Here is a 21,610-nt window from a genome sequence, read left to right as displayed (position 1 = left end):
TTAGGAAAGTATTTTGGAACAGCTAAAACTGTTTGATGCTCCCTCAAGCTATCGAGTCAAGCGGGAGCCAAAATTGCTGCTCGATCGCCAGGGTTTGGAAGATTGGCAGGAAAAAATTCACCAATATCAACAGAGTCAACGGAAAACTGGCCAACCCCAGCAAATTTCGCTGTTTGATGCCCCGGTCACCAGTTGGCACCATGCCGACGAAATTGACCCATTTACTTTGCCCCAACAGTCTTCCCTGTTTTGGCGACAGGGCAAGGATTCAGCCAATATAACCGGGGAAAATCAAGGTTGTTTATATTTCATCCTCGATCGCCGTTGGCCATTATTGCTTTACGTGGGGGAAACCAAATTGACAGCAGACCAACGTTGGCAGGGCACCCACGATTGTAAGGACTATATTTTGAGCTATATCGAACTACACCGCCGCTATGAATTAGAAGTGGAAGTGGTGGCGTCTTTTTGGCCCCATGTGCCCCCGGAAAAGAAAACCCTCCTTGCCTGGGAAAAGGAGTTAATTCTCAAATGGCGATCGCCTTTTAACAAAGAATGTTGGCGCTGGTGGGGTCAGCCCTTCGGTAAATTGAGTTAAACCTCGGCACAAGTAGCCTTAAACCCTTAGTGTAAGGGAAAATGAAGACTGGATAGTTTCTCTAGGCCAAGTAACAGAGCCGCTAAACTACCTGCTACCCTAATTTTTCCGGAAAAAATCTGCTCCCGTACCACGGCGATCGGCATTAACACCATCTCAATTTCTTCCGTTATATCCCAAGCTTTTTTTCCCGTGGGAGTCACATCTGGGGCAAGGAAAAGATGGAGACGGGATTGATCTTTGACGGGATTATCATAAATACAACCTAAGTTGAGCAAATTGGTAATCTGGTAACCAGTTTCTTCTTCTAATTCCCGGCGAATAGCAGCAGTGGGGCTTTCCTGGTCGGGGAAAAAAGTACCGGCAGGTAATTCTAATAAAATTTCCTGCACTCCATGGCGATACTGCCGCACAAAAATAATTTCCTGTTGGGGGGTTAGGGCCAAAACCATCACAATTTCTGGCCGCATATTGACGAAGTAGTCATCGATCAAAGTCCCATTGGGCAATTGCACCGTATCCCGACGAACCCGGCACCAAGGATTGTTTAGCACCATCTGGCTTTGGCATAGATGCCATTTCTGCAAATTACTGGGAGGAAGATGCCACATGGCTCTGGATTATTTCACCGACAAAGATCTAATTAATTTTAAGCTCGAACAACATGGTGAGCCAAAAATAGGGCAGAAAAACTGTTCTTTTACGATTGCAGTAACGACAGCGCATTTGATGGCATAGCAATAACAAGAGAGTTATTTTTACAGGTGAAGGATGTCCGTTAGAAAAGGCAAAGTTGGTTCTGTTACAGGTACATTTCATTAAGCAAACAAAATTTTTAGTAAAAACTTTTGTTTTAATCTACACTATTGTTTAGTGCTGTAGTCAATAAAATTAAAATTTAGATAGTAGAGCTGATTTATTTTTTACTTAGACAATACAGTCCAGGAAACAATCAATTTCCCTAACTGTCATCGGTTCAGACCAGAAATAACCTTGCCCCAAGCCACAGCCCATTTTTTTAAGTAAATTTAACTGATCGTTTGTTTCAACACCTTCTGCTACAGTTTGAATATCCAGTAAATCCCCAAGGGTAATAATAGTTTTAACAATGGATTGGGACGGAGAATCTTCTGTTATTTGATTAATAAAGGAACGATCAATTTTTAAGTAATTTACTGGTAATCGATATAAGTAACTGAGAGAAGAATAACCAGTCCCAAAGTCATCAATGCTAATTTTGATTCCGTGAGATTTTATTTTTTTAAGGCATTCTGCTACTATTTCTAAGTGTTGAATTAAAACTCCTTCTGTTATTTCTAGCACCAAGGCATCACCATCAAGCTTTGTTGTTTGTAATATGTTTTCAATTTCTTCTACAAAAAGGGGACGACAAATTTGATTAGGGGAAAGATTAATACTGACATAGATTTTATCATCATTAGTAATTTCTCTCCATTGGGCAATTTGTTGGCAAGCTTGCTGCATAATCCATTGTCCAAGGATGATAATTAGTCCAGTTTCTTCGGCGATCGCAATTAATTGCTCTGGATTAATATAACCTTTTTCAGGATGTTGCCAACGTATAAGAGCTTCAAACCCTTGTAGTCTATCATTAACTAAAGAAATTATAGGCTGATAATATAACTCTAGTGTTTCTTGTTCTAAGGCTTTGCGAAAATCATGCTCCAAACTTAAGCGTTCTAAAATTGTTTGGTGCATGGAAGGATCAAAAACAGCGTACTGGTTGCGCCCATTATTTTTAGCTTGATACATAGCAATATCTGCATCCCTTATCAGCCTTTCAGGTTCATAGTAATGAATACTACCAATGACAATGCCAATACTAGCTTTAACAAATAGTTCTTTGGCTTGAATTTGCACGGGCAAACGTAAGTGGATAAGAATCCGTTCTGCAACATCGATCGCCTGTTTAATTTCCGTAATACTTTCTAAAAAAATCACAAACTCATCTCCCCCTAAACGGACAGCTAAATCTGTTTCCCTTAAGTTAATTTGTAGTTTTTCTGCGATCTTAATTAAGAGAGCATCTCCAACGGAATGGCCCCAACTATCATTAATTAATTTGAAATGATCTAAATCAATGAAAAGAAGAGCAAATCGAGATTTTGGATTGTTTTTGATTTGGTGGCCAGCAAATTCCAACCTTTGGAGTAACAAGGCTCGGTTAGCCAAACCTGTTAAAGTATCATGAAGAGCTTGGTAGGAAAGTTGATTTTGGCTAGCTTTTCTTAATTTAATTTCTTTTTGTAAACGATAATTCCAAATAATAACAATAGCAACGGTGACGATAATAAAAATTATAATCAGCCGATGGATAATGGCGCGGAGATTTTGTATGGTCAATAACGGGTTATTAAATAACCATCGTTTTTGAGATTCATAATAAATGGAATCAGTATCCGCTTTTAGTAAATTTACTTGTTCATCAATATTACGTAAAATAGCTGGATTAGTTTGGCGAGAAGCAGCAAAAAATAATTGGGAAGTGTCAACAACCATATTGGTCGGACGTACCCTATGTTGATGGCTGAAACGGTTACCAAAAAAGTAATTAACCGCTCCAGCATCGGCTTCCCCTGCATCTATTTTTTTAAACAGCTCCGAAAATGAGTCAACTTGAATTATTTCTGCTTTTATTTTTAGTTCAGCCAAACGCTTAATCAAATTCTTTTCTTGAACACTATTTTTTAAAACTACTATTCTTTTTCCTTCTAGATCAATAATAGAATTGATATTGGCATTGTTCGCAGCATAAATAATTGACCAACTGTTTAGAACTACTTCTTGATTAAATTGAAACTTTTTTGCTCTTTCAGGATTGACTGCTACGTCGGGCATTAGATCTATTTTCCCTGCCTCTAGCTTTTGCAAACAGGCTTGCCATTCACAAAGGTGGTATTCAATTTGCCAATTCTCCGCAGCGGCGATCGCCTCGATTACGTCAATCCAAAAGCCCACTGGCCTATTTTGATCATTGAGAAAAATCTTTGGTTGATTTTCATAAACTCCGATCCGCACCACCTGGGTTCCAGTTACCGGCGCCGAACCCCAGAGCAACTGGATGATAATGCTTAAACGGAAAAGCCAACGGTGAATACCATTCATTAACGGGGAACTGCTCTTGTCTTTGGCAAATGCAGTGGAATTGGGAAAAATTTAGCCAAAGGGAAAAAGTTCTGCTCTGATTGCTTGAGGCGGAACTATTCTAACAACTCTCACAACGGGAATTGCAAAACCTAGTCGCTCTAATAGGGATTTTAGCCAATTTTTTATTTTGACTGGGCCCGGGAATAATCTCGTTTCCCTAGGCTTTACTTCTGATAAATTAGGTAAACAAAAGTTCTATTTGCCTCCCCCATGACCGGAGCCAAAACCAGGGACTTGTAGTGGCAATGTTACTTTTTCAGTTAGGGCAGCTAAATTTTTTGAGGGGATCCTAAGCCTGAATTTTGTCTCTCCTAGGCCTAAACTGCCGACGATTTGATCAAACGAAAGAGAGCTTAGCAAGTGAAAAAAAGGGAGGCCGAAACCTCCCTGGGATTTTATGAGAAAAGTGTTAGTCGGTCACTAAACCTTAGTAGTCGAAGTCACCACCGGGGGCACCAGCGGGGGCTTTTTCTTTTTCAGGTTTGTCCACAACAATGCATTCGGTGGTCAATACCATGCCAGCGATGGAAGCGGCATTTTGCAGAGCGGAACGGGTCACTTTGGCAGGGTCAACAATGCCAGCGGCCAGCATATCTACATATTCCAGGCTAGCGGCATTGTAACCAACGTTGAACTCCTTCTCTTTGACTCGCTCGGAGATAACCGCACCGTTTTGACCGGCGTTTTCGGCAATCCGTTTGAGGGGAGCAGGCAGAGCCCGGGCTACAATCAGGGCACCGGTTAACTCTTCATCTTTGAGGTTGCCAGTGGCCCAGTCTTCCAATTGGGGAGCCAAGTGGGCCAGGGTGGTACCACCACCGGGAACAATACCTTCTTCCACAGCGGCTTTGGTGGCATTGATGGCATCTTCCAGGCGGAGTTTACGGTCTTTCATTTCGGTTTCGGTAGCAGCACCGACTTTGATTACCGCTACACCACCGGCCAATTTAGCCAAGCGCTCTTGGAGTTTTTCTTTGTCGTAGCTAGAATCGGTTTCTTCGATCTGGCGACGGATTTGCTCACAGCGGGACTTAACGGCGGCTTCGTTGCCTTCGGCCACAATGGTGGTGTTGTCTTTGGTGATGTTGATGCGACGGGCAGAACCGAGGCTATCCACAGTGGCGCTTTCCAGTTTCAGACCAGCATCTTCGCTGATTACTTGACCGCCGGTGAGGGTGGCAATGTCTTCTAACATTTGTTTACGGCGATCGCCAAAGCCGGGGGCTTTCACAGCGGCCACATTCAACACACCCCGGAGACGGTTAACTACGAGGGTAGCCAAAGCTTCTTTTTCAATATCTTCGGCAATGATCAACAGGGGCTTACCTTGACGGGCCACTTGTTCAAGGATGGGCACCAGGTCTTGCACCAAGTTGATTTTTTTGTCAGTGATCAAAATGCGGGGATCTTCCAGGACAGCTTCCATCCGTTCCGCATCGGTGACGAAGTAAGGGGAGATATAACCCTTATCGAAGCGCATCCCTTCGGTGATTTCCAACTCGGTGGTCATGGATTTGCCTTCTTCGAGGGAAATAACCCCTTCTTGGCCGACTTTATCCATGGCATTGGCAATCATTTGGCCAACTTCTTCGTCGTTACCGGCGGAAATGGCTCCCACCTGGGCGATCGCCTTGGAATCTCCCACGGGTTGGGCATGCTCTTTAATCCGAGCAACGAGGAAATCAGTGGCCTTATCAATACCCCGCTTGAGGGAAATGGGGTTGGCACCAGCGGCCACGTTGCGTAAACCTTCTTTAACAATGGCGTGGGCCAAAACCGTAGCGGTGGTGGTACCATCCCCAGCCACATCATTGGTTTTAGAAGCCGCTTGGCGAATTAAGGAAACCCCAGTATTTTCTACATGGTCTTCCAGTTCAATCTCTTTGGCAATCGTGATCCCGTCGTTAATAATTTGGGGAGAGCCAAATTTCTTCTCGAGCACCACGTTACGACCTTTAGGGCCGAGGGTAACGGCAACGGCTTCCGCCAGAATGTCCATGCCCCGCTCTAGGGCACGGCGAGCTTCGTCATTGTAAATGATGGATTTAGCCATAAAAGTAAAACCTCGTGGGCAAATTAATGCAATAGATGAATGGGTAAAAATCCTGCAAGTTTTAACACAGGTCAGGATCGGTAAAAATTAATCGACCTAGGCAACGGAGGCCAAAATATCTTTTTCAGTTAACAGAACATAGTCGTCGCCACCAAGTTTGATATCGGTGCCGGCATACTTGGAATAGAGAACCTTATCGCCCACTTTGACTTCCACAGGGGAGTAGGTACCGTCGTCGTTGCGTTTGCCGGGGCCCACTTGGACAACTTCACCAATTTGGGGTTTTTCTTTGGCGTTATCAGGCAACAAAATCCCCCCAGCGGTTTTTTCTTCAGCGGGGCTTACTTTCACAAACACCCGATCGCCAAGGGGTTTCACAGTAGAAACATTAATGGAAATAGCGGCCATAGAAGTCATCCTCCAGATGATAGTCTTGCAAGGTCAGTAGTAATTTGGGAGAGGGTTTAGCACTCCCACCTCACGAGTGCTAATTTAGCTAAATTGCTTGACCCAGTGCAACACCCCGGTGAGTGTGGTTTCCCGAACTCAGGGCAAAAATCGGGAGCCGACTAGATCCTTCACTGCAAAGTTGCCCGGAGGCGATCGCCGCTTCTGTGCAGGACTACTCCTTTATTGACCGAACACTTTGTAATGCATATTATGTATGTATGCAGTTTGAGTATGATCCGCAAAAGGCCAAAAGTAATCGGCAAAAGCATGGCATTTCCTTTGCAGAAGCTGAAATGGTCTTTTTTGATCCTCTCACCATTCACGAGCTTGATCCTGATTCCACTACAGAAGAACGTTTTATCGCATTAGGGATGGGAAACACGGGCTCTATCTTGGTTGTTGTTTATACGTTGCGAGGAGAAATTATTCGCTTAATTTCAGCCCGACGTGCCACGAAACAGGAGACAAAAATCTATGAGACGGGAATATGATTTTTCCAAAGGAAAACGAGGCGCCATCATTCCATCCAAGGGAAAAACCCGCATTACGATTTATCTCGATGATGATGTTTTGGACCATTTTCGAACAGAGGCTGAGGCAAGGGGCATGGGCTATCAAACCTTGATTAATCAGGTGCTAAGACAATGTATCCAATCTCCCGCCGAACAATCAATAACTGAAACTGATTTACGACGTATTCTGCGAGAAGAATTGTCAGAAATGAGATGATGGGGACAAGATCATCCTATCTGGCCCTCCCATGGTTTTGGGAAAGGATGGTCCATAAGGGTTTCGGAGTTAACCATCCCCTGATCAAAAAATATTTTACTTAGGACTTTGGAAGCTCCTCGGGGAAACGGACAATGTCGTCATCCCCCAAATATTCACCGTTTTGCACCTCAATCATCACCAAGTCAATTACCCCAGGATTTTCTACCCGATGGGGAGTGTTCATCGGCACATAGGTAGATTCTTTCTGATTTAACAATTTTTCCTCACCGTTACAGATCACCTTGGCCGTACCCGACACCACTACCCAATGTTCACTGCGGTGGTAATGCATTTGGGTGCTCATATGTTGTCCCGGTTTGACCACAATGCGATTAATCCGATAACGGGGGCCTTCTTCCAACATGGTGACCATGCCCCAGGGAGGAGTGCGGGTGGTTTCAGGATGGGGAGTGGGGGCCGGACTAGAAGCTTCAGGGGAATCATGCATGGCGGATAACGTTAAGCCAAACGTTGAAAAAGACCAAGGACTTGCCCCAATTTTAAACTGCTGGGGAATTTGCCGGGAATTAAGCAATTAAGAAAAAAGCCCTGATCGCCAACGTCAGAGCTTTTAAGCATTCAAATATTTGGCATAGCTGTCGAAATCACAATTAGCAACAGTGCCTAAATCTTGACCCAGCAACTATTGAGCTAAACGGCTGGTTTCATAGCCCCAAGTGGGAAAATTATCGGAGGAAACGGAGGAGGAAGTTTCATTGCTTTCCTGACTACGACCTGCCAAAGAACTGACTTTGACGCAGTTGGGGGTAAACAGAAAAATACTCTCACCAATGCGTTCTTGGTGGCCATCCATGGCGAAAGTACCACCGGCCACAAAATCCACGGCTCGCTGGGCTTCTTCGGGGTCCATCACATTCAGGTTTAACACCACCGACTTCCGTTCCCGTAGGGTTTGAATCACCTGGGGCATTTCATCGAAGGAATGGGGTTCGACGACGACCACCTCTGCCACACTGTTGTTGATGCCGGGCATACCAATCACGTTATTTCTTACTCCTGTACCAATAGAGGTTTCATTATTTAAGCTTAAGGGTTCGCGGCTAATGCGAGGGGGAGGGGCAACTTCTTCGGCCGGCGGCTGGGAGGCCACTGACTGGGGAAACTCCATTTCTTCGTCGTAATCCTCTTCGTACTCATCGTGTTCACTGATGCCGACGAAGTCTTTTAACTTGGTCAAAATCATAGTTTACCGTCCGTATTTCCTGGGTAAAGTGAAAGGGGTCAATGGGATGAACTAGTGTTGCTACCAAAGCCGGGGTGATTGCGAACCCAGACCACGGTAAACGGCATCAACTGCAAATATTCTTGCTAGATTGGCAGGTTCATCGGTTCAGGGAGGAAAGGAGCGGCAACTCAGTGGCGAGGAGCTACTAAGGTCAGGCCCTTTCTTTTTCGGTCAATAATGACCGAGTTTCATTTTCCTATCCCTGTCGTGACAATTTACCAAAATGTTCCTAACTTTTGTAGGCTTTCGCCGACATTTTACCGATAATTTCTCACTGTTTCCCAAGCACAGGCCGGAGCCGTAACCAGGGCCAGAAATTAGGGTAACTAACAAAGATACCTCCCATTACTAGCACGAATGGGGCAAAAAATTAGCGAAGAAAGAGACGATAAACCGGATTATCACTCTCGTCCCAATAGCGATAGCCTAAATTGGCTAAAAACTGTTGCCACTGTTCCATTTCTGCCAAGGGAACCTGCATGCCGACGACAATTCTGCCGTAGTCGGCCCCGTGGTTACGGTAATGGAACAAACTAATATTCCAGGCTGGATCCATACAGCCCAAAAATTTCATCAATGCCCCTGGCCGCTCAGGAAATTCAAATCGGTAGAGTAATTCCCGTTGATTTTCCAATTGGGTCACCTGGGGGGGACGGCCCCCCACCATATGGCGCAAATGGAGCTTCGTCAGTTCGTCATCGGTTAAATCGAGGGTTTTAAAACCTTGGCGGTTAAAGCTGGCGGCCAGTTGGGACGCATCACTGCGGTTTTGCACCTGAATGCCGACAAAAATATGAGCATCGGGCCCCTCCGCAATGCGGTAACTAAATTCGGTAATGTTATGTTTCCCTAACCCTTCACAAAATTTTCTTAAACTGCCCCTTTGTTCGGGAATGGTCACTGCAAAAATGGCCTCTCGCTGTTCCCCATACTCGGCCCGTTCCGCCACAAATCTCAATCGGTCAAAGTTCATATTCGCCCCACAGGCGATCGCCACTAGGGTTTGGTCTCGACAGCCTTGCTTTTGGACATATTGTTTCAGTCCCGCAATGGCCAACGCTCCCGCCGGCTCCAAAATTGAGCGGGTATCTTCAAAGCAATCTTTGATGGCCGCACAGGTGTCGTCCGTATCCACCAGCAAAATATCATCCACATATTGCTGACAGAGGGGAAAAGTTAAATCCCCCACTTCCCGCACCGCCACACCATCCGCAAACAGTCCCACTTGGTTTAGCTTGACCCGTTTTCCCGCCGCCAAAGATTGGCGCATAGCATCGGCATCCGTTGGTTCCACGCCGATAATTTTAATTTCTGGATAGAGGCGTTTAACGTAGGCCGCTACCCCCGCAATCAGCCCACCGCCACCGATCGCCACAAAAATGGCATCAATGGGCTGTTGATACTGACGTAGAATTTCCATGCCAATGGTGCCTTGGCCAGCAATCACGTCGGGATCATTAAAAGGATGGATAAAAGTTAGCCCTTTTTCCTGCTCCAACTGTCGGGCATGGCCATAGGCATCGTCATAGGTTTCGCCATAGAGCACCACCACACCGCCCCGAGCTTTGACCGCCTCCACTTTCACCTGAGGAGTGGTTTCGGGCATAACAATAATCGCCCTGGTACCCAACTTGGAAGCTCCTAGGGCCACTCCCTGGGCATGGTTACCCGCCGAAGCTGCAATTACTCCTTTTGCCAATAATTCCGGTGATAACTGGGCCATTTTGTTATAGGCCCCCCGTAACTTAAAGGAAAAGACCGGCTGTAGGTCTTCCCGCTTAAAGTAAACCCGGTTACCCAGCCGCTTCGATAAATTGGCCGCCAAATCCAACGGAGTTTCGATCGCCACATCGTAAACCCGGGCTTTAAGAATTCTTTCGAGGTAATCGGTGGTCATGGAAAACGAGAGCAAAAACGGTAGTAGCTAAAATCCCCCTTTCCAGTTTCCCACTCTTTGGCAGAGCCTTGGCCCAGGCTAAGGGCCTATTGAAGAGGAATAAAGTAAAGAAAGTGGGGTACAGTTTTTTGTTGTAGAGTTCAGAATTAGATAGGGCAATTGGCTGGTTAAATCACCATTAACGATGGAGCAAAGATGACGAGTTTGACAACCACACCAGCGAAGGAATGGTTTAAGGTACTTTGATTTGTATTATGTTCCCTCGGATTATTTCTTAATTTTTACTTTAAAAATCTGCCCAGCGACGACAAGATACAATGGTCGTAATTAAGGCCCCATAGAGTATTGGTAAATAATTTTCGATGACCCAAAGTAATAATTTCGCCACTAGCCCTCTTTGGCAACAGGGGTCCGTAGTGGAACTGACCATTACCGGCCTCAATCACCAAGGGGAGGGTATTGGCCGCTTTAATGAGCGAGTAGTGTTTGTGCCCGACACGGCCCCCGGCGATCGCCTGGAAGTCCGCTTGGTAAAAGTCAAAAGAAATTATGCCTTGGCCCAATTGCTCAAAATTTTAGAACCTTCTGTCCAGCGCACCCGCCCGTCCTGCATTGTGGCGGATAAATGTGGCGGTTGCCAATGGCAACATCTGGATTATCAATTCCAGGTAGAAAGTAAGCAACAACAAATTATTGACGCCCTGGAGCGTATTGGTGGTTTCACCACTTTGCCCCTGGAGCCTCTATTACAGTCCCCCGCTAGCTTGGGTTATCGCAACAAAGCCACCTATCCCCTAAGTCGCTCCAAAACCGGCCAGGTGCAAGCTGGTTATTACCGCAAGGGTAGCCATCGTTTGGTAAATATTAACCAATGCCCTGTGCAGGATGATCGCCTAAATTTATTGCTGACCGAGGTGAAGAAAGATATTGAAAATCGGGGTTGGTCTATCTATGACGAAGAGAAAAAGCAGGGCAAATTACGTCACCTAAGCCTACGCATTGGCCAACGTACGGGGGAAATGTTACTGACCCTGATTTCGGCCCATAAAGGTTTACCGGATTTGGAAGAACAGGCTGGGGAATGGTTGGAGCGCTATCCCGATTTGGGCGGCATTTGTTTAAATATTCAGCCCGAACCCAACAATCGCATTTTTGGCGATGAGACCGTGGTGATTGCAGGGCGGGGTATTTGTCGAGAAAAGTTTGCTGATCTGAGCTTTAGCCTGGGGGCTAATACGTTTTTCCAAGTTAACAGCGGGGCGGCAGAGCTACTGTTAACCAGGCTTCAGCAAGCATTAAATTTGCAAGGCGCCGAATTGTTGGTGGACGCCTATGCTGGGGTGGGCACTTTCACCCTCCCCCTCGCCCGCCAAGTCCGCCAGGCGATCGCCATTGAGGTCAACCAAGATTCGGTGCACCAGGGACAGCGCAACGCTGAGATCAATCAGATTGCCAATGTGGATTTTTTGGCTGGTACCGTAGAGACCGTTTTACCCACCCTGTCAGAGATTCCCGATGTTTTACTCCTTGATCCTCCCCGTAAGGGTTGTGCACCAGAAGTGCTCAGGGAAATTATCCGACAGCGCCCCGAAAAAATTGCCTACATTAGTTGCCAGCCCCCCACCCTAGCGAGGGACTTGAAATTTCTCTGTGCCGAGGGCTTCTATGGAATTACCTGGGTTCAGGGTTGTGATTTCTTTCCCCAAACAGCCCATGTGGAGTGTGCAGTAATTCTCAAAGCGGTCAATGGTTAAGCAAAGGATTCCTCAGGGTTATGGTAGCGGCCAGCACATTCAGGCCTCCCAGGCGATCGAGTATAATGGTTGCCATCAGTACTGTTAGATTGCTACTAGTCCGGTGTGAGGTGGAGCGCTTGCTAAACATTAATTTTCCCCACAGGCAATCCCATTGGCAAAAAGTCAGTTTTTCTTCGACCCTTTACCTTTATCCCATCCTTGATCTATTACTCAACTCTGTCCCCAAACCTCTGCACAACGAGGTCAGGTTGGGTTTACAGGAAGCCTTAGTCAATGCAGCTACCCATGGCAATGCTCTCAATCCAGGGAAATGCATCACAGTGGAATACCGCCAGTCGCCCCAGGGTTATTGTTGGATCATCACCGATCAGGGTATGGGGTTTGACCGTCCCTGTCCTTGTCCCCAGGTGGTACTTGATTGCCCCAATTGTGTTAGTCCCTGGTTTCCCCCGGATGAGTCGGAAAATGGTCGAGGTTTGGGTATTCTCATGCAAGTTTTTGACCAAGTTCATTGGAATGAAGATGGCACCCGTCTCCGCCTCAGCAAGAAAATTAAGCGCCGGCCCCAGGTAGATAGTCAAAATGTAGTCAAACGCTTTTTCAGCGAAAGTTACCGTTTGCTGAGTTTGTAGAACCTAGTGGTAGCAGAATTTCCGGACCGTCATCCTGTTGTGTTAGTCCATGGCATTTACGACACCAGGGCTAAATTTGCCACCATGGTGGATTTTTTGACCAAGGGCGGCTGGTCAGTTCATTGTTTAGACCTAGTGCCCAACGATGGCAGTACTTCCCTAGCATTGTTGGCGGAGCAAGTGAAGCAATATATTGATCAAAAATTTGCGCCCCAGCAACCAGTGGATTTAATTGGTTTTAGTATGGGAGGGTTAGTAACCCGTTATTATTTACAACGACTGGGGGGGGGGGAACGGGTTAGGCGCTACATCACCATTTCAGCCCCCAACCAAGGTACTCTCCTGGGTTATAGTTTGCCCCACCAAGGAGTGAGGGAAATGGCCTGGCAGAGTGACTTTTTGAGGGATTTAAACCGAGATTGTTGTCAGTTATTAGCGGGACTCCAGGTGACGGTGATTTGGACCCCCTTCGACTTGATGATTCTGCCCCCCAGTAGTTCCCATTTAGAAATTGGACAAGAAATTATTTTGCCTGTGCTGGTCCATGCCTGGATGGTGTCGGATGCCCGTTGTTTGGCAGAGGTGGCTTCGGCTTTGGCTAAACCGTTGCCCTGAGTGGATTGGAAAGGGATTAGTCTTCAGTTTGGGGTGATCCTATTCGTACAAACACTCTTCCCCTACTTCCGCCAATTGTCTGGCGATCGCCTGGTTGGTTTCCGACTGTTGCACAAGCTTGGTAAATTCTGCCAGGGAATATTTTTGCTTGAACTTATTAATTGTGCAGTTGCACATTTCCTGAGCCGCCGCCCCCTTAATGCCAGCCTGTTCCACCCGACGCAGGCATTGCTGACGGTAATTTTCAAAACTATTTTGCCCCTGGGCTTCCACTGGAACGGCGATCGCCAAGTAGGTGAATAGCCCCAGGCAAGCAGTTAACCCCAAAGATTGTGAATAATTATTGGCAAGGAATTTAAACATCTTGGTAAATACTTCCGCAGATTAACAAAATATCTCTTTTCCCATCTAAACCCAAAAATTCCAGCCGTAACCTATGCACAAGCCAGAAATTGGCCCTGTACACTGTAATGTTTACGGACAAAAATTTGTGTATTAATGAGAGAATCCCCTGGCGGCAATGGGCCTAGCTAGCCCTCAAAACGGGATAGTAGTCCTGGCGAGTAAATTGGGTCATATCGCTGAAATAGCGCAGCTCAATGCTATGAATATCTAAAATCTCTGGGTCATGGCCAATCCAGCGGTCATTGACAGCAGCCAACTGTTCACTAACTCCGATCGAATCTGCCAACTTCTCGATCGCCGGGTCGAAGTAACCAAGGGTGATGTGGGCCGTGTAACGGTACTGTTGCTCAATGCCTAAACCAATCAGGGTGGGATTTTGGAAAATGGCCCGTCGTACCTTAAGTATCGGTTCATAATCCGCTTCCCGTTGGGGCACCAAAACCACCCCCAAGGAACGGGGTAAAACCAACAATCCCAGGACCTGCCATTGGCAGCCGGAGTATGGCCCCGACTGATGTTGGTGATCCGCAAAGGAATGTTGCAAACAGTTACAAAGTTGTTTTTCAAAGTCAGGATTATGACGACGTAGGGCCTGGTAGGGGCCATCCCAAATCAAGTCTGCTACGGTGAGGTGCAAGCTTTCCGGGGGCACCGCCACAAAACTCTCCCCCAAAATTTCTCCCACCTGGCCCTGTACAGTAGTCAGATGGCCATAAAAGCTCTGGTTAGTGGGATCATCAGCGGCAATAGGAGTTACCACACTGAAACCGGGAAAAGGCACCGGCTGTCCTTGGTCAAACTTGGGAGAACCTTGAGCATTAATCAATTGTTGCTCGTAGGCGATCGCCAAGGTTTGGGGCGCCACCCGATTGATATAGCCTTGGTAAGTATCGTCCACACTCGCCTCCCTGACACAGATTGAAAAAGTTCCTATGGCAAGTTTACTGTTTGGGTGGAGTCTCCGGACATTTAGCACCAATCTTTAGCCGGTTCTTCATTCCCTCAGTTGGGCAAACATTGGCAATTGACTGCAACTCGAAAGCCAGAACTCCAGCAAAATTAACTAACCTCCGAAACGAATTTGGCCGTGTGGCCACGCCACGATTGCGCATAATGTTTTAGAGTGCCCACGACACCAATAGCCCCGACTTTCCCTCCATGCACTCACAAAAATTGGTCACAGCCATGAAAATCTTGGTGCTAGCTTGGGAATTTCCCCCCCGCATTGTCGGCGGCATTGCTCGCCATGTGGCAGAACTCTACCCAGAATTAGTTCAACAGGGCTATGAGATCCATTTAATTACCGTGGCCACAGAGGAAAGTCCGTCCCAGGAAATGGTCGATGGCATCCACATTTACCGAGTGCCAGTGCCCCCCAGCAATGACTTTTTCCAATGGGTAGATAACATGAACCGTGCCATGGAACAGAGAGGGCAAGCCCTATTCCAGGAACAGAAAAAATTTGATGTTATCCACGCCCACGATTGGCTGGTGGGAGATGTGGCCATTAACCTTAAGCACCACGGTAAAATTCCCCTGGTGGTGACTATCCACGCCACGGAATACGGCCGCTATAACGGTCTTTACAACGATACTCAACGCTACATTGCCGGCAAAGAAGGAATTTTAATCTACAACGGTTGGCGGGTAATTGTTTGCAGCAACTACATGCGCCATGAACTGGAAAGAGCCTTTGGCACCCCCTGGGACAAAATTGACGTTATCTATAACGGCATTCGTCCGGAAAAAAAGCACCGTCGTCCAGACTTTGATTACCGTAATTTTCGCCGCAAATTTGCCGAAGATGGAGAAAAAATCGTTTACTACGTTGGTCGCATGACCTATGAAAAAGGAATTTCCGTTCTGTTAACCGCTGCCCCCCAGGTACTGGAAGCCCTCAATGATCAAGTGAAATTTGTCATTATTGGCGGAGGCAACACTGATCGCCTGAAGCAATTAGCATGGAACCTGGGAATTTGGGAACACTGTTTTTTCACCGGCTTCATGTCCGACGAAGATTTAGACAAATTCCAAACCATTGCCGACTGTGCCGTTTTTCCCAGTTTGTACGAACCCTTTGGCATTGTCGCCCTGGAAAGTTTTGCTGCCCGGGTACCCGTAGTAGTATCTAATACTGGTGGACTAGCGGAGGTGGTACGTCACCATAGCACAGGCATTGTCACCCAAACCAATAATCCCGATTCCCTAGCCCACGGCATTTTGGAAATTCTTTCTAATCCATCCCTGGCCAAACAGCTGGTGGAAGCAGCCTACAAAGATTTGGGCATCCGCTTTAATTGGTCTAAGTTGGCAAAAGAAACCGCCGCTATTTACGAAAGGGTGGTGGAGGAAAGACAAACGGTGGAGTGGTAGAAAGTAGTAGGAAAATAGTAAAAGGCTTTCAACGTCCCTTGTCCCAGGTTGTGGAGCCAAAGCCCCCATCAAATTCCCAATAAAGAGCGGGCAATGAGCAAATAAATGGCCACCCCCAACACATCCACCGCCGTGGTGATAAAAGGGGCCGACATCAAAGCTGGGTCCAACTTCATCGACTTAAACAAAAACGGTAAACCCCCTCCAGCAAAAGCCGCCAACAGGGAAATAATGAACAGGCTACTACCCACCGTGATGGCCACCAGCCAATCTCCTTGGAGAAAATAGGCCCACACCGTCACCACAATGCCCAGCATTAAACCCAATAAAGCTCCGGCTCCCCCTTCCCTAGCAATGACCGGTAACACTTGGGTGAGCCGCACATCCTCCGTATTCAAACCCCGGATCACCACAGTGGAAGACTGGGCCCCCACATTGCCCCCCGCATCGATTAACAAAGGTATGAAGGCAGCCAAAGCAATGGTTTTTTGTAGCACATCTTCCTGGGAGTGAATCACCTGACTGGTGAGGGTATTGGTGACTAAAAGAATAAATAACCACACCACCCGCTTACGGGCCACTGTCATCAAACTACTTTTGAAATAGTCATCTCCTTGGGACTGCACTCCTCCAGCGGTATAAATATCTTCCGTGGCTTCTTCCTCCAAAATGTCGATCACATCGTCCACAGTGACAATGCCCACCAATCTTTGTTCTGAATCCACCACGGGCACCGCCAAAAAATCGTAGTGCTGAATGGTGCGGGCCACTTCTTCCTGGTCTGTGTTGGTGTGGACGGATACCACATCAGGCACCATAATTTGTCCGATATATTCCTCCGGCTTGGCCATAACCAAATTACGCAGGGAAAGAGTTCCCGTTAGGCGTCGGGATTCGTTGGTAACGTAGAGGACGTAAATAGTTTCAAAGCTGGTGGCAATGTGGCGGATGTGGTCTAGGGCTTGGCTGGCGGTGTAATCTTCCTTGAGGGAAACATATTCCGTGGTCATAATCCGGCCAGCGGTTTCCGGTTTATAGCCCAACAGTAGGGAAGTAGCTTTGCGTTCTTCGTTGCTGAGGTGTTTGAATAGTTGCCGCACCACCTTGGCCGGAAGTTCGTCCAATAGCCTGACCCGGTCATCGGGGGACATTTGGTTAAAAATTTCCAGTACTTCAGGATGCTTAAAATCTTCTAGCAGGGATTCCTGCACTGGTGGAGCTAAATGCTCATAAACATCGATCGCCTCATTTTTGGAAAGTAAACGAAAGGCTAGCACCTGTAAACGACTGGGCAGAGACTCGATCACATCAGCAATATCCGCCGGTTGCACAGGGGTGAGAATGGTTTTAGCGGCATCGAATTGGGAGGTTTCTAGCAGAGTTTCAATCTGGGCCCGCACTAATTTTTGTAGCTCCTCTCGGTCGGGATTTAGTCGAACAGTCGTAGTGACCTCTGTCATGGCAACCTCCGGGGCGAAACGACACCCCCCAATATACGGTATCCCTATGCTGTTCCAACCACTTCCAGAAGGGAAAAATCGGTGCTTTATCGTTGGGATTGGCCCAAAATCGGTGGATCTCTGTCCGAAAAAATTGTGTTAGGCTGTTCCCATGGGCTAAAAATAAATTTCCCTAGCCCCCTCATACATTCTGAGCCTTGGCCGAATAAGGTTTGAACTGGAATCACTGCCGGGGGGTTTGTCCCAACGGTTGTGGCTATCACGTTAGACTGTGACTTTATTGAACAGATTCAGTTTTAGTTATTCCGTCCGGGTTCGGTTAGACATCATCACAGGAGTCGTCCTTGGTAATGGACTATTTAGAAAAACTGCTCGATAAACTCAGAGAACTGGCCCAGAAGCTGATTGAGGGTTTGCTCGGCCCCCAGGGGGAACCGGAGCCAGAACTAATTCCCATTCCCGTTAACGATCGCCGTTCCCGTCGTTAATCAGGGCTGTTTGGTTTAGTATGACAACGGTGTGGAAAGTATTGGTGCTCCACGGTCCCAATTTGAATTTGCTGGGCCAGCGGGAACCGGGTATTTATGGATCCCTAACCCTAGGGGAAATTGACGCCTGCCTGCGGGAAGATGGCGTCGATTTAGAGGCAGAGGTGAGTACTTTCCAATCCAATAGTGAAGGGCAATTGGTCACCGCCATCCATGGAGCCCTAGGAAATTACCACGGCATTGTTTTTAATGCGGCGGCCTATACTCACACTAGTATTGCCCTGCGAGATGCTTTAGCAGCTGTGCAACTACCCTGTGTGGAAGTGCATTTAAGTAATATCCATAAGCGGGAATCATTTCGGCATATTTCCCACATTGCCCCAGTGGCGATCGGACAAATTTGTGGCTTTGGGTTGAATAGTTATCGTTTGGGATTGAGGGCTTTGGTGGATTATCTCAACGGTCAGGCTGATAGTTAAAGCCCGTTTTAATACCTACAAATATTCACTAAATCCGGTAGGTTTAGCGTTTTTTCTCCCAAAATGCTCGACCAGAGGCAATGAACAAGGTCTTAGGATATTTGGTCTTTGACTACAAAATTGGGACGGATACTTAAATAAGCTAAAGCGCCAAATAGCGGAACTGTACTGCCCAAAACGAGAAGCAAAGAGGGAGAAGCTTTTTGATGCTTCAATTCCTGGGCTAATACCAGCGGAAAAGCCAGGGTCAAGCAGAGAAAATCACTGCTCATCACGGCGATGAATTGGTTTGTTTGCAATTGTTGTCCATAATCAGCCCAATCCCCCCTAAACACAGCACCGGATACACAGGCGATCGCCAACAGGAATAAAACTCGCCCTAACCAGGGAGAGCGCCAGAATTTAGTCAGTTTTGATGATCCCAAGTTCGATGGTGCGGGATCAGTTGGTGCCGTCGGTGGCCAGAAAACCAAATAGGGCAGTAGGGCAAAGGCTCCCAAAAAGAACGACCCCGCCACAAAGGGCCAAGCAGGAAATTTTCTTCCTTGGCGATCGCCTAATAGCATAGCGGCATAGGTCATGGGCCAAATACCCATCAGATTAAACAGGGCAATAATCACCGGGTTAATGTCCTGCCACTGCCCCAGGGAAAGGGATTTTATCAAAACTAAAGTTTGGGGATTGCTGGGGGGAGCAAAACCAAAGGCAAAAATTACCAATGCCAACCACAGGCAAGCCAACGCTAAACGGTTTAAGACCACAGCAACAGGCCCCAGACAAATTTGGAATCACTCAATCACAATAAAATCTACCACAGATTACAAAGTTCCCTCTAGGGACAAAGAACAGGGACAGAATCTAAATAGTTTTTTCTGACTTGCAGTAATTCCTGGGATAAAAACTGTTTATTGATCTGTCCGGAGGCTTTCGCTAACCGCCCTTGAATTTGCTCCATTACCCCGTCATTTTGGTTGAGTAAAATAATGGGAGTTTCCCTCACAGCAGAAGATTTTCGCAACAAACGGCAAAGCTCATAACCACTGATCTCCGGCATCTCAGCGTCAATTAGAATCAATTGGGGATTATGGCTGATGGCGGCCGCCAAAGCGTGGCAGGGATCGTCAATGCAAACCACTTTAAAACCCCGCTGACCTAAAATTTCTCGCACAATTTTCTGTACAGAAGGACGATTGTTGACGGAAATCACCACGGGGAAGTTGGCATCGTCAACTGAAATTTCTTGATAGGGCAACATTTTGATTTCTCCCGATTTAACCCGTGGATAAAATAACAAAGCCAACTCTAAAACACTGCTGTTAGTTTTTCGGGCCAGCTCATACAAACAAGACAAGTTTCCCAAGCCTTCCAATAAATGCTCACACCACTGTTCACTGCGGCGATAGCTCAAATTCAGCATCGTTTTCACTTCCTGCCAATCCTCCACCAAGGGACGCTGGAAAGGTGAATTGATCTGGGGATATAACTCTCCCCAATATCTAATTTTATGTTCCACCGATTGGGTGGTTTTAGCTAATTCTAAATTCAGAAATAGGTCTTTAATGCTATCTTCTTGCTCAAAGTGACATTGGGTCATAGGAATAGACAAAAAGTGCACCAATGCTTCCTGGGTAAACTGGGTTAAAATTGAGCGAGTTTGCTGAAAAGAAATCAGTTCTTGTTTCCAAAGATCACAGATATATTTATAGTCATCTGAGATTTGGGAAGGCAGGCTAATTTTATTTTCGTTCAGGTAATTACCCAGGAGATATCTGACTCTTTGCATTCCCCCTACACCACTGTTGGCAAAATTGATTTTCCCTTTGCCAAGATAGACCTGCCAGGTGACCAACTCATCGAGGGGATTGGATACCGTTAGTCTCCCGGTAGCTTTTTCCTTAATTAAGGTTTGCAGGAATTGGCCAGGAATTTGGCGGGTGATCACAGCAGTCATGGGAAACTCCTTTGCATGTTTGGAAAGATAAACTTTAACAGTGTTCGGTTAATGCTGTTGTCAGTGGGATAAGGAGACCTAGGGCCGAGTAATTCCCTTGTTTTAACTGTCAGTTGTGATTGACATGGGAGGAAATGCTCAATGCCCCAGGCATTGCTCCAAACAGTGACCCGTAGGACTGACCAGAGAAGGATTCAAGGAAGATGACTGGTGTTTGCTGCTAGTTGGGGTACCAAAAGGCATCGACTTAGCCAAGGTTTGGTGGCCAAGGGTAACTCTCGCTATCCAAGGCCTAGAAGCAAAAATGTCGGTTAGGATTCAAACCTGCAAGAACTTGCCTAAAAATAAGCGGGTAGGAGTAGGTCTAATCCTTGGCAAGGTTGGGATTTGAGCCAATGGCATTCGCAGCCCGTCGCTCACCAGCACAGTCCCATCCTAGGAAAAATTCCCAACCCTGTCCTGGTCGATTTTTGACAAACTAGTTGATTTTTGACATCGATTTTATTTTTTCGCCCGGATCTTGCTTGGAAACTGCTAGCGACTACGATATTCTTTCGGGGTAATGCCCAAGAGATTACGAAAATGGTGGTTAAGTTGACTGTGGGAACTGAAGCCGCATCTCAAAGCTACTTCGCTAATGGACAATTCTCTTTCCAGTAGTATGGCTTTGGCCCGCTCAACCCGTTGTTGGATAATAAATTGATAGGGGGAACATCCCATTTCCTTTTGGAAAAAGCGACAAAAGTAGGCTGTGCTCATGCCGATCGCCCCGGCCAGAAATTCAACGGTAATTCCTTGGTCGAGATGCTCTTCGATATAGTCCAAAGTCGGTTGCAGGCGATAATGGCCCGTTGACGTGGAGAGGGTATCTTCCTCAGGTTTTCGTTGCTGTTGATGATTGGCTATGGCGATCGCCACGGTGGATAATAGTTGTTCCCGCCGAAAAGGCTTAATCACATAGCCCTGGGGATTGGTTTTCTGGGCCCGCTCCAGGGTTTCCCCATCAGAAAAAGCTGTGAGATAAACAATGGGGATGGAGTAAAGAGATTTTATCCGTTCCGCCACCTCTATCCCGTCGATCTCTCCTTTAATACGAATATCTAGTAAAACTAGATCTGGATAAAACTCAGCAATTTTTTTCAGCGCCGTTGCTCCATCACTGGCGATCACACAAATTTCATAGCCATCACTTTTTAATAATTGGGCAATGTGTTGGGCCACTAGCCTTTCATCCTCTACAATCAGTATTTTGGTTACCATGGTTGCA

General features: G+C 46.7%; 22 protein-coding genes. 9 read left to right on the top strand and 13 right to left on the bottom strand.

The features are described 5' to 3' along the window. Positions 1 to 13 precede the first annotated feature (13 nt). Entirely contained in the window at positions 14 to 598 is a 585-nt protein-coding gene (locus tag C7I86_RS19045) for a hypothetical protein (RefSeq protein WP_020861558.1), read from the top strand. Positions 599 to 624: 26 nt separating this feature from the next. Here the strand turns inward: C7I86_RS19045 and C7I86_RS04325 are convergent, their stop codons facing one another. From C7I86_RS04325 to groES, 4 genes are all read right to left on the bottom strand, one after another. Further along, complete coding sequence (locus C7I86_RS04325) at positions 625 to 1,209, bottom strand: NUDIX hydrolase (protein ID WP_010872043.1); 585 nt, start codon at positions 1,207 to 1,209, stop codon at positions 625 to 627. Positions 1,210 to 1,525: 316 nt separating this feature from the next. After that, on the bottom strand, positions 1,526 to 3,724 hold the full coding sequence (locus C7I86_RS04320) for an EAL domain-containing protein (protein ID WP_010872042.1): 2,199 nt from the start codon (positions 3,722 to 3,724) through the stop codon (positions 1,526 to 1,528). A 469-nt stretch (positions 3,725 to 4,193) separates the two neighbouring features. Then, complete coding sequence (gene groL, locus C7I86_RS04315; protein WP_010872041.1) at positions 4,194 to 5,819, bottom strand: chaperonin GroEL; 1,626 nt, start codon at positions 5,817 to 5,819, stop codon at positions 4,194 to 4,196. Positions 5,820 to 5,915: 96 nt separating this feature from the next. Then, positions 5,916 to 6,227, bottom strand: a complete 312-nt coding sequence (gene groES / locus C7I86_RS04310) for a co-chaperone GroES (protein WP_020861555.1) — start codon at positions 6,225 to 6,227, stop codon at positions 5,916 to 5,918. Between the two features lie 122 nt (positions 6,228 to 6,349). Here groES and C7I86_RS04305 point away from each other — a divergent pair, with 122 nt between their 5' ends. Next, on the top strand, positions 6,350 to 6,760 hold the full coding sequence (locus tag C7I86_RS04305) for a BrnT family toxin (protein ID WP_010872039.1): 411 nt from the start codon (positions 6,350 to 6,352) through the stop codon (positions 6,758 to 6,760). Continuing rightward, the gene (locus tag C7I86_RS04300) at positions 6,744 to 6,998 is read left to right on the top strand and encodes a BrnA antitoxin family protein (protein ID WP_020861553.1); all 255 of its coding nucleotides are present in this window, start codon (positions 6,744 to 6,746) and stop codon (positions 6,996 to 6,998) included. Before C7I86_RS04305 ends, C7I86_RS04300 begins: the two co-directional genes overlap by 17 nt. 100 nt (positions 6,999 to 7,098) lie before the next feature. Here C7I86_RS04300 and C7I86_RS04295 read toward each other — a convergent pair whose 3' ends face one another. The 3 genes from C7I86_RS04295 to ilvA all read right to left on the bottom strand — a co-directional run bounded on the left by C7I86_RS04295 (position 7,099) and on the right by ilvA (position 10,183). Further along, positions 7,099 to 7,488: a phosphomannose isomerase type II C-terminal cupin domain gene (locus tag C7I86_RS04295; protein ID WP_010872038.1), complete on the bottom strand. Its 390-nt coding sequence runs from the start codon at positions 7,486 to 7,488 to the stop codon at positions 7,099 to 7,101. Positions 7,489 to 7,683: 195 nt separating this feature from the next. After that, positions 7,684 to 8,244 (bottom strand): cell division protein SepF, encoded by a 561-nt coding sequence (locus C7I86_RS04290; protein ID WP_010872037.1) that lies wholly within the window; start codon positions 8,242 to 8,244, stop codon positions 7,684 to 7,686. A 412-nt stretch (positions 8,245 to 8,656) separates the two neighbouring features. Then, positions 8,657 to 10,183, bottom strand: coding sequence for a threonine ammonia-lyase, biosynthetic (ilvA, locus tag C7I86_RS04285; RefSeq protein WP_010872036.1), 1,527 nt, complete (start codon positions 10,181 to 10,183; stop codon positions 8,657 to 8,659). Positions 10,184 to 10,545: 362 nt separating this feature from the next. Here ilvA and rlmD point away from each other — a divergent pair, with 362 nt between their 5' ends. The 3 genes from rlmD to C7I86_RS04270 all read left to right on the top strand — a co-directional run bounded on the left by rlmD (position 10,546) and on the right by C7I86_RS04270 (position 13,187). Continuing rightward, a complete protein-coding gene (rlmD, locus tag C7I86_RS04280; RefSeq protein WP_010872035.1) occupies positions 10,546 to 11,937 on the top strand; it encodes a 23S rRNA (uracil(1939)-C(5))-methyltransferase RlmD in 1,392 nt (463 codons plus the stop codon). 119 nt (positions 11,938 to 12,056) lie between these two features. After that, a complete protein-coding gene (locus C7I86_RS04275; RefSeq protein ID WP_014407171.1) occupies positions 12,057 to 12,572 on the top strand; it encodes an anti-sigma regulatory factor in 516 nt (171 codons plus the stop codon). A 6-nt stretch (positions 12,573 to 12,578) separates the two neighbouring features. After that, positions 12,579 to 13,187 carry a triacylglycerol lipase gene (locus C7I86_RS04270; protein ID WP_010872033.1) on the top strand — a complete coding sequence of 203 codons (609 nt, stop codon included), beginning with the start codon at positions 12,579 to 12,581 and terminating at the stop codon, positions 13,185 to 13,187. Between the two features lie 39 nt (positions 13,188 to 13,226). Here C7I86_RS04270 and C7I86_RS04265 read toward each other — a convergent pair whose 3' ends face one another. Together C7I86_RS04265 and C7I86_RS04260 are read right to left on the bottom strand one after the other, a co-directional pair. Further along, positions 13,227 to 13,550: a hypothetical protein gene (locus C7I86_RS04265; RefSeq protein WP_010872032.1), complete on the bottom strand. Its 324-nt coding sequence runs from the start codon at positions 13,548 to 13,550 to the stop codon at positions 13,227 to 13,229. 163 nt (positions 13,551 to 13,713) lie between these two features. Next, entirely contained in the window at positions 13,714 to 14,490 is a 777-nt protein-coding gene (locus C7I86_RS04260) for a DUF1868 domain-containing protein (RefSeq protein ID WP_020861549.1), read from the bottom strand. 287 nt (positions 14,491 to 14,777) lie between these two features. Here C7I86_RS04260 and C7I86_RS04255 point away from each other — a divergent pair, with 287 nt between their 5' ends. Continuing rightward, the gene (locus C7I86_RS04255) at positions 14,778 to 15,965 is read left to right on the top strand and encodes a glycosyltransferase family 4 protein (RefSeq protein WP_041425932.1); all 1,188 of its coding nucleotides are present in this window, start codon (positions 14,778 to 14,780) and stop codon (positions 15,963 to 15,965) included. 68 nt (positions 15,966 to 16,033) lie between these two features. Here the strand turns inward: C7I86_RS04255 and mgtE are convergent, their stop codons facing one another. Beyond that, entirely contained in the window at positions 16,034 to 17,425 is a 1,392-nt protein-coding gene (gene mgtE / locus C7I86_RS04250; RefSeq protein WP_010872029.1) for a magnesium transporter, read from the bottom strand. Positions 17,426 to 17,775: 350 nt separating this feature from the next. Between mgtE and C7I86_RS18895 the strand changes: the two genes are divergently transcribed. Both C7I86_RS18895 and aroQ read left to right on the top strand, forming a co-directional pair. Beyond that, positions 17,776 to 17,913, top strand: coding sequence for a hypothetical protein (locus tag C7I86_RS18895; RefSeq protein ID WP_020861548.1), 138 nt, complete (start codon positions 17,776 to 17,778; stop codon positions 17,911 to 17,913). A 20-nt stretch (positions 17,914 to 17,933) separates the two neighbouring features. Further along, the gene (gene aroQ, locus C7I86_RS04245; protein ID WP_010872028.1) at positions 17,934 to 18,392 is read left to right on the top strand and encodes a type II 3-dehydroquinate dehydratase; all 459 of its coding nucleotides are present in this window, start codon (positions 17,934 to 17,936) and stop codon (positions 18,390 to 18,392) included. Between the two features lie 92 nt (positions 18,393 to 18,484). On the opposite strand, the gene C7I86_RS04240 is transcribed toward aroQ, so the two are convergent. The 3 genes from C7I86_RS04240 to C7I86_RS04230 form a co-directional block, all read right to left on the bottom strand. Continuing rightward, positions 18,485 to 19,153 carry a hypothetical protein gene (locus C7I86_RS04240; protein ID WP_010872027.1) on the bottom strand — a complete coding sequence of 223 codons (669 nt, stop codon included), beginning with the start codon at positions 19,151 to 19,153 and terminating at the stop codon, positions 18,485 to 18,487. Positions 19,154 to 19,224: 71 nt separating this feature from the next. After that, positions 19,225 to 20,343 (bottom strand): response regulator, encoded by a 1,119-nt coding sequence (locus C7I86_RS04235; protein WP_010872026.1) that lies wholly within the window; start codon positions 20,341 to 20,343, stop codon positions 19,225 to 19,227. 534 nt (positions 20,344 to 20,877) lie between these two features. Then, positions 20,878 to 21,603, bottom strand: a complete 726-nt coding sequence (locus C7I86_RS04230; RefSeq protein ID WP_010872025.1) for a response regulator transcription factor — start codon at positions 21,601 to 21,603, stop codon at positions 20,878 to 20,880. Positions 21,604 to 21,610 lie beyond the last annotated feature (7 nt).

The organism is Synechocystis sp. IPPAS B-1465 (assembly GCF_003015225.1).
Lineage (GTDB): Bacteria > Cyanobacteriota > Cyanobacteriia > Cyanobacteriales > Microcystaceae > Synechocystis.
Note: the sequence above shows the minus strand (reverse complement) of the source record. Positions and strands in the feature narration are given on the sequence as shown.

Bases quoted from the DNA above. Each gene is read 5' to 3' on its own strand.
- C7I86_RS04325 (WP_010872043.1), bottom strand. From the start codon at position 1,209: ATGTGGCATCTTCCTCCCAGTAATTTGCAGAAATGGCATCTATGCCAA.
- C7I86_RS04320 (WP_010872042.1), bottom strand. From the start codon at position 3,724: ATGAATGGTATTCACCGTTGGCTTTTCCGTTTAAGCATTATCATCCAG.
- groL (WP_010872041.1), bottom strand. From the start codon at position 5,819: ATGGCTAAATCCATCATTTACAATGACGAAGCTCGCCGTGCCCTAGAG.
- groES (WP_020861555.1), bottom strand. From the start codon at position 6,227: ATGGCCGCTATTTCCATTAATGTTTCTACTGTGAAACCCCTTGGCGAT.
- C7I86_RS04300 (WP_020861553.1), top strand. From the start codon at position 6,744: ATGAGACGGGAATATGATTTTTCCAAAGGAAAACGAGGCGCCATCATT.
- C7I86_RS04295 (WP_010872038.1), bottom strand. From the start codon at position 7,488: ATGCATGATTCCCCTGAAGCTTCTAGTCCGGCCCCCACTCCCCATCCT.
- C7I86_RS04290 (WP_010872037.1), bottom strand. From the start codon at position 8,244: ATGATTTTGACCAAGTTAAAAGACTTCGTCGGCATCAGTGAACACGAT.
- ilvA (WP_010872036.1), bottom strand. From the start codon at position 10,183: ATGACCACCGATTACCTCGAAAGAATTCTTAAAGCCCGGGTTTACGAT.
- rlmD (WP_010872035.1), top strand. From the start codon at position 10,546: ATGACCCAAAGTAATAATTTCGCCACTAGCCCTCTTTGGCAACAGGGG.
- C7I86_RS04265 (WP_010872032.1), bottom strand. From the start codon at position 13,550: ATGTTTAAATTCCTTGCCAATAATTATTCACAATCTTTGGGGTTAACT.
- C7I86_RS04255 (WP_041425932.1), top strand. From the start codon at position 14,778: ATGAAAATCTTGGTGCTAGCTTGGGAATTTCCCCCCCGCATTGTCGGC.
- mgtE (WP_010872029.1), bottom strand. From the start codon at position 17,425: ATGACAGAGGTCACTACGACTGTTCGACTAAATCCCGACCGAGAGGAG.
- C7I86_RS18895 (WP_020861548.1), top strand. From the start codon at position 17,776: ATGGACTATTTAGAAAAACTGCTCGATAAACTCAGAGAACTGGCCCAG.
- aroQ (WP_010872028.1), top strand. From the start codon at position 17,934: ATGACAACGGTGTGGAAAGTATTGGTGCTCCACGGTCCCAATTTGAAT.
- C7I86_RS04235 (WP_010872026.1), bottom strand. From the start codon at position 20,343: ATGACTGCTGTGATCACCCGCCAAATTCCTGGCCAATTCCTGCAAACC.
- C7I86_RS04230 (WP_010872025.1), bottom strand. From the start codon at position 21,603: ATGGTAACCAAAATACTGATTGTAGAGGATGAAAGGCTAGTGGCCCAA.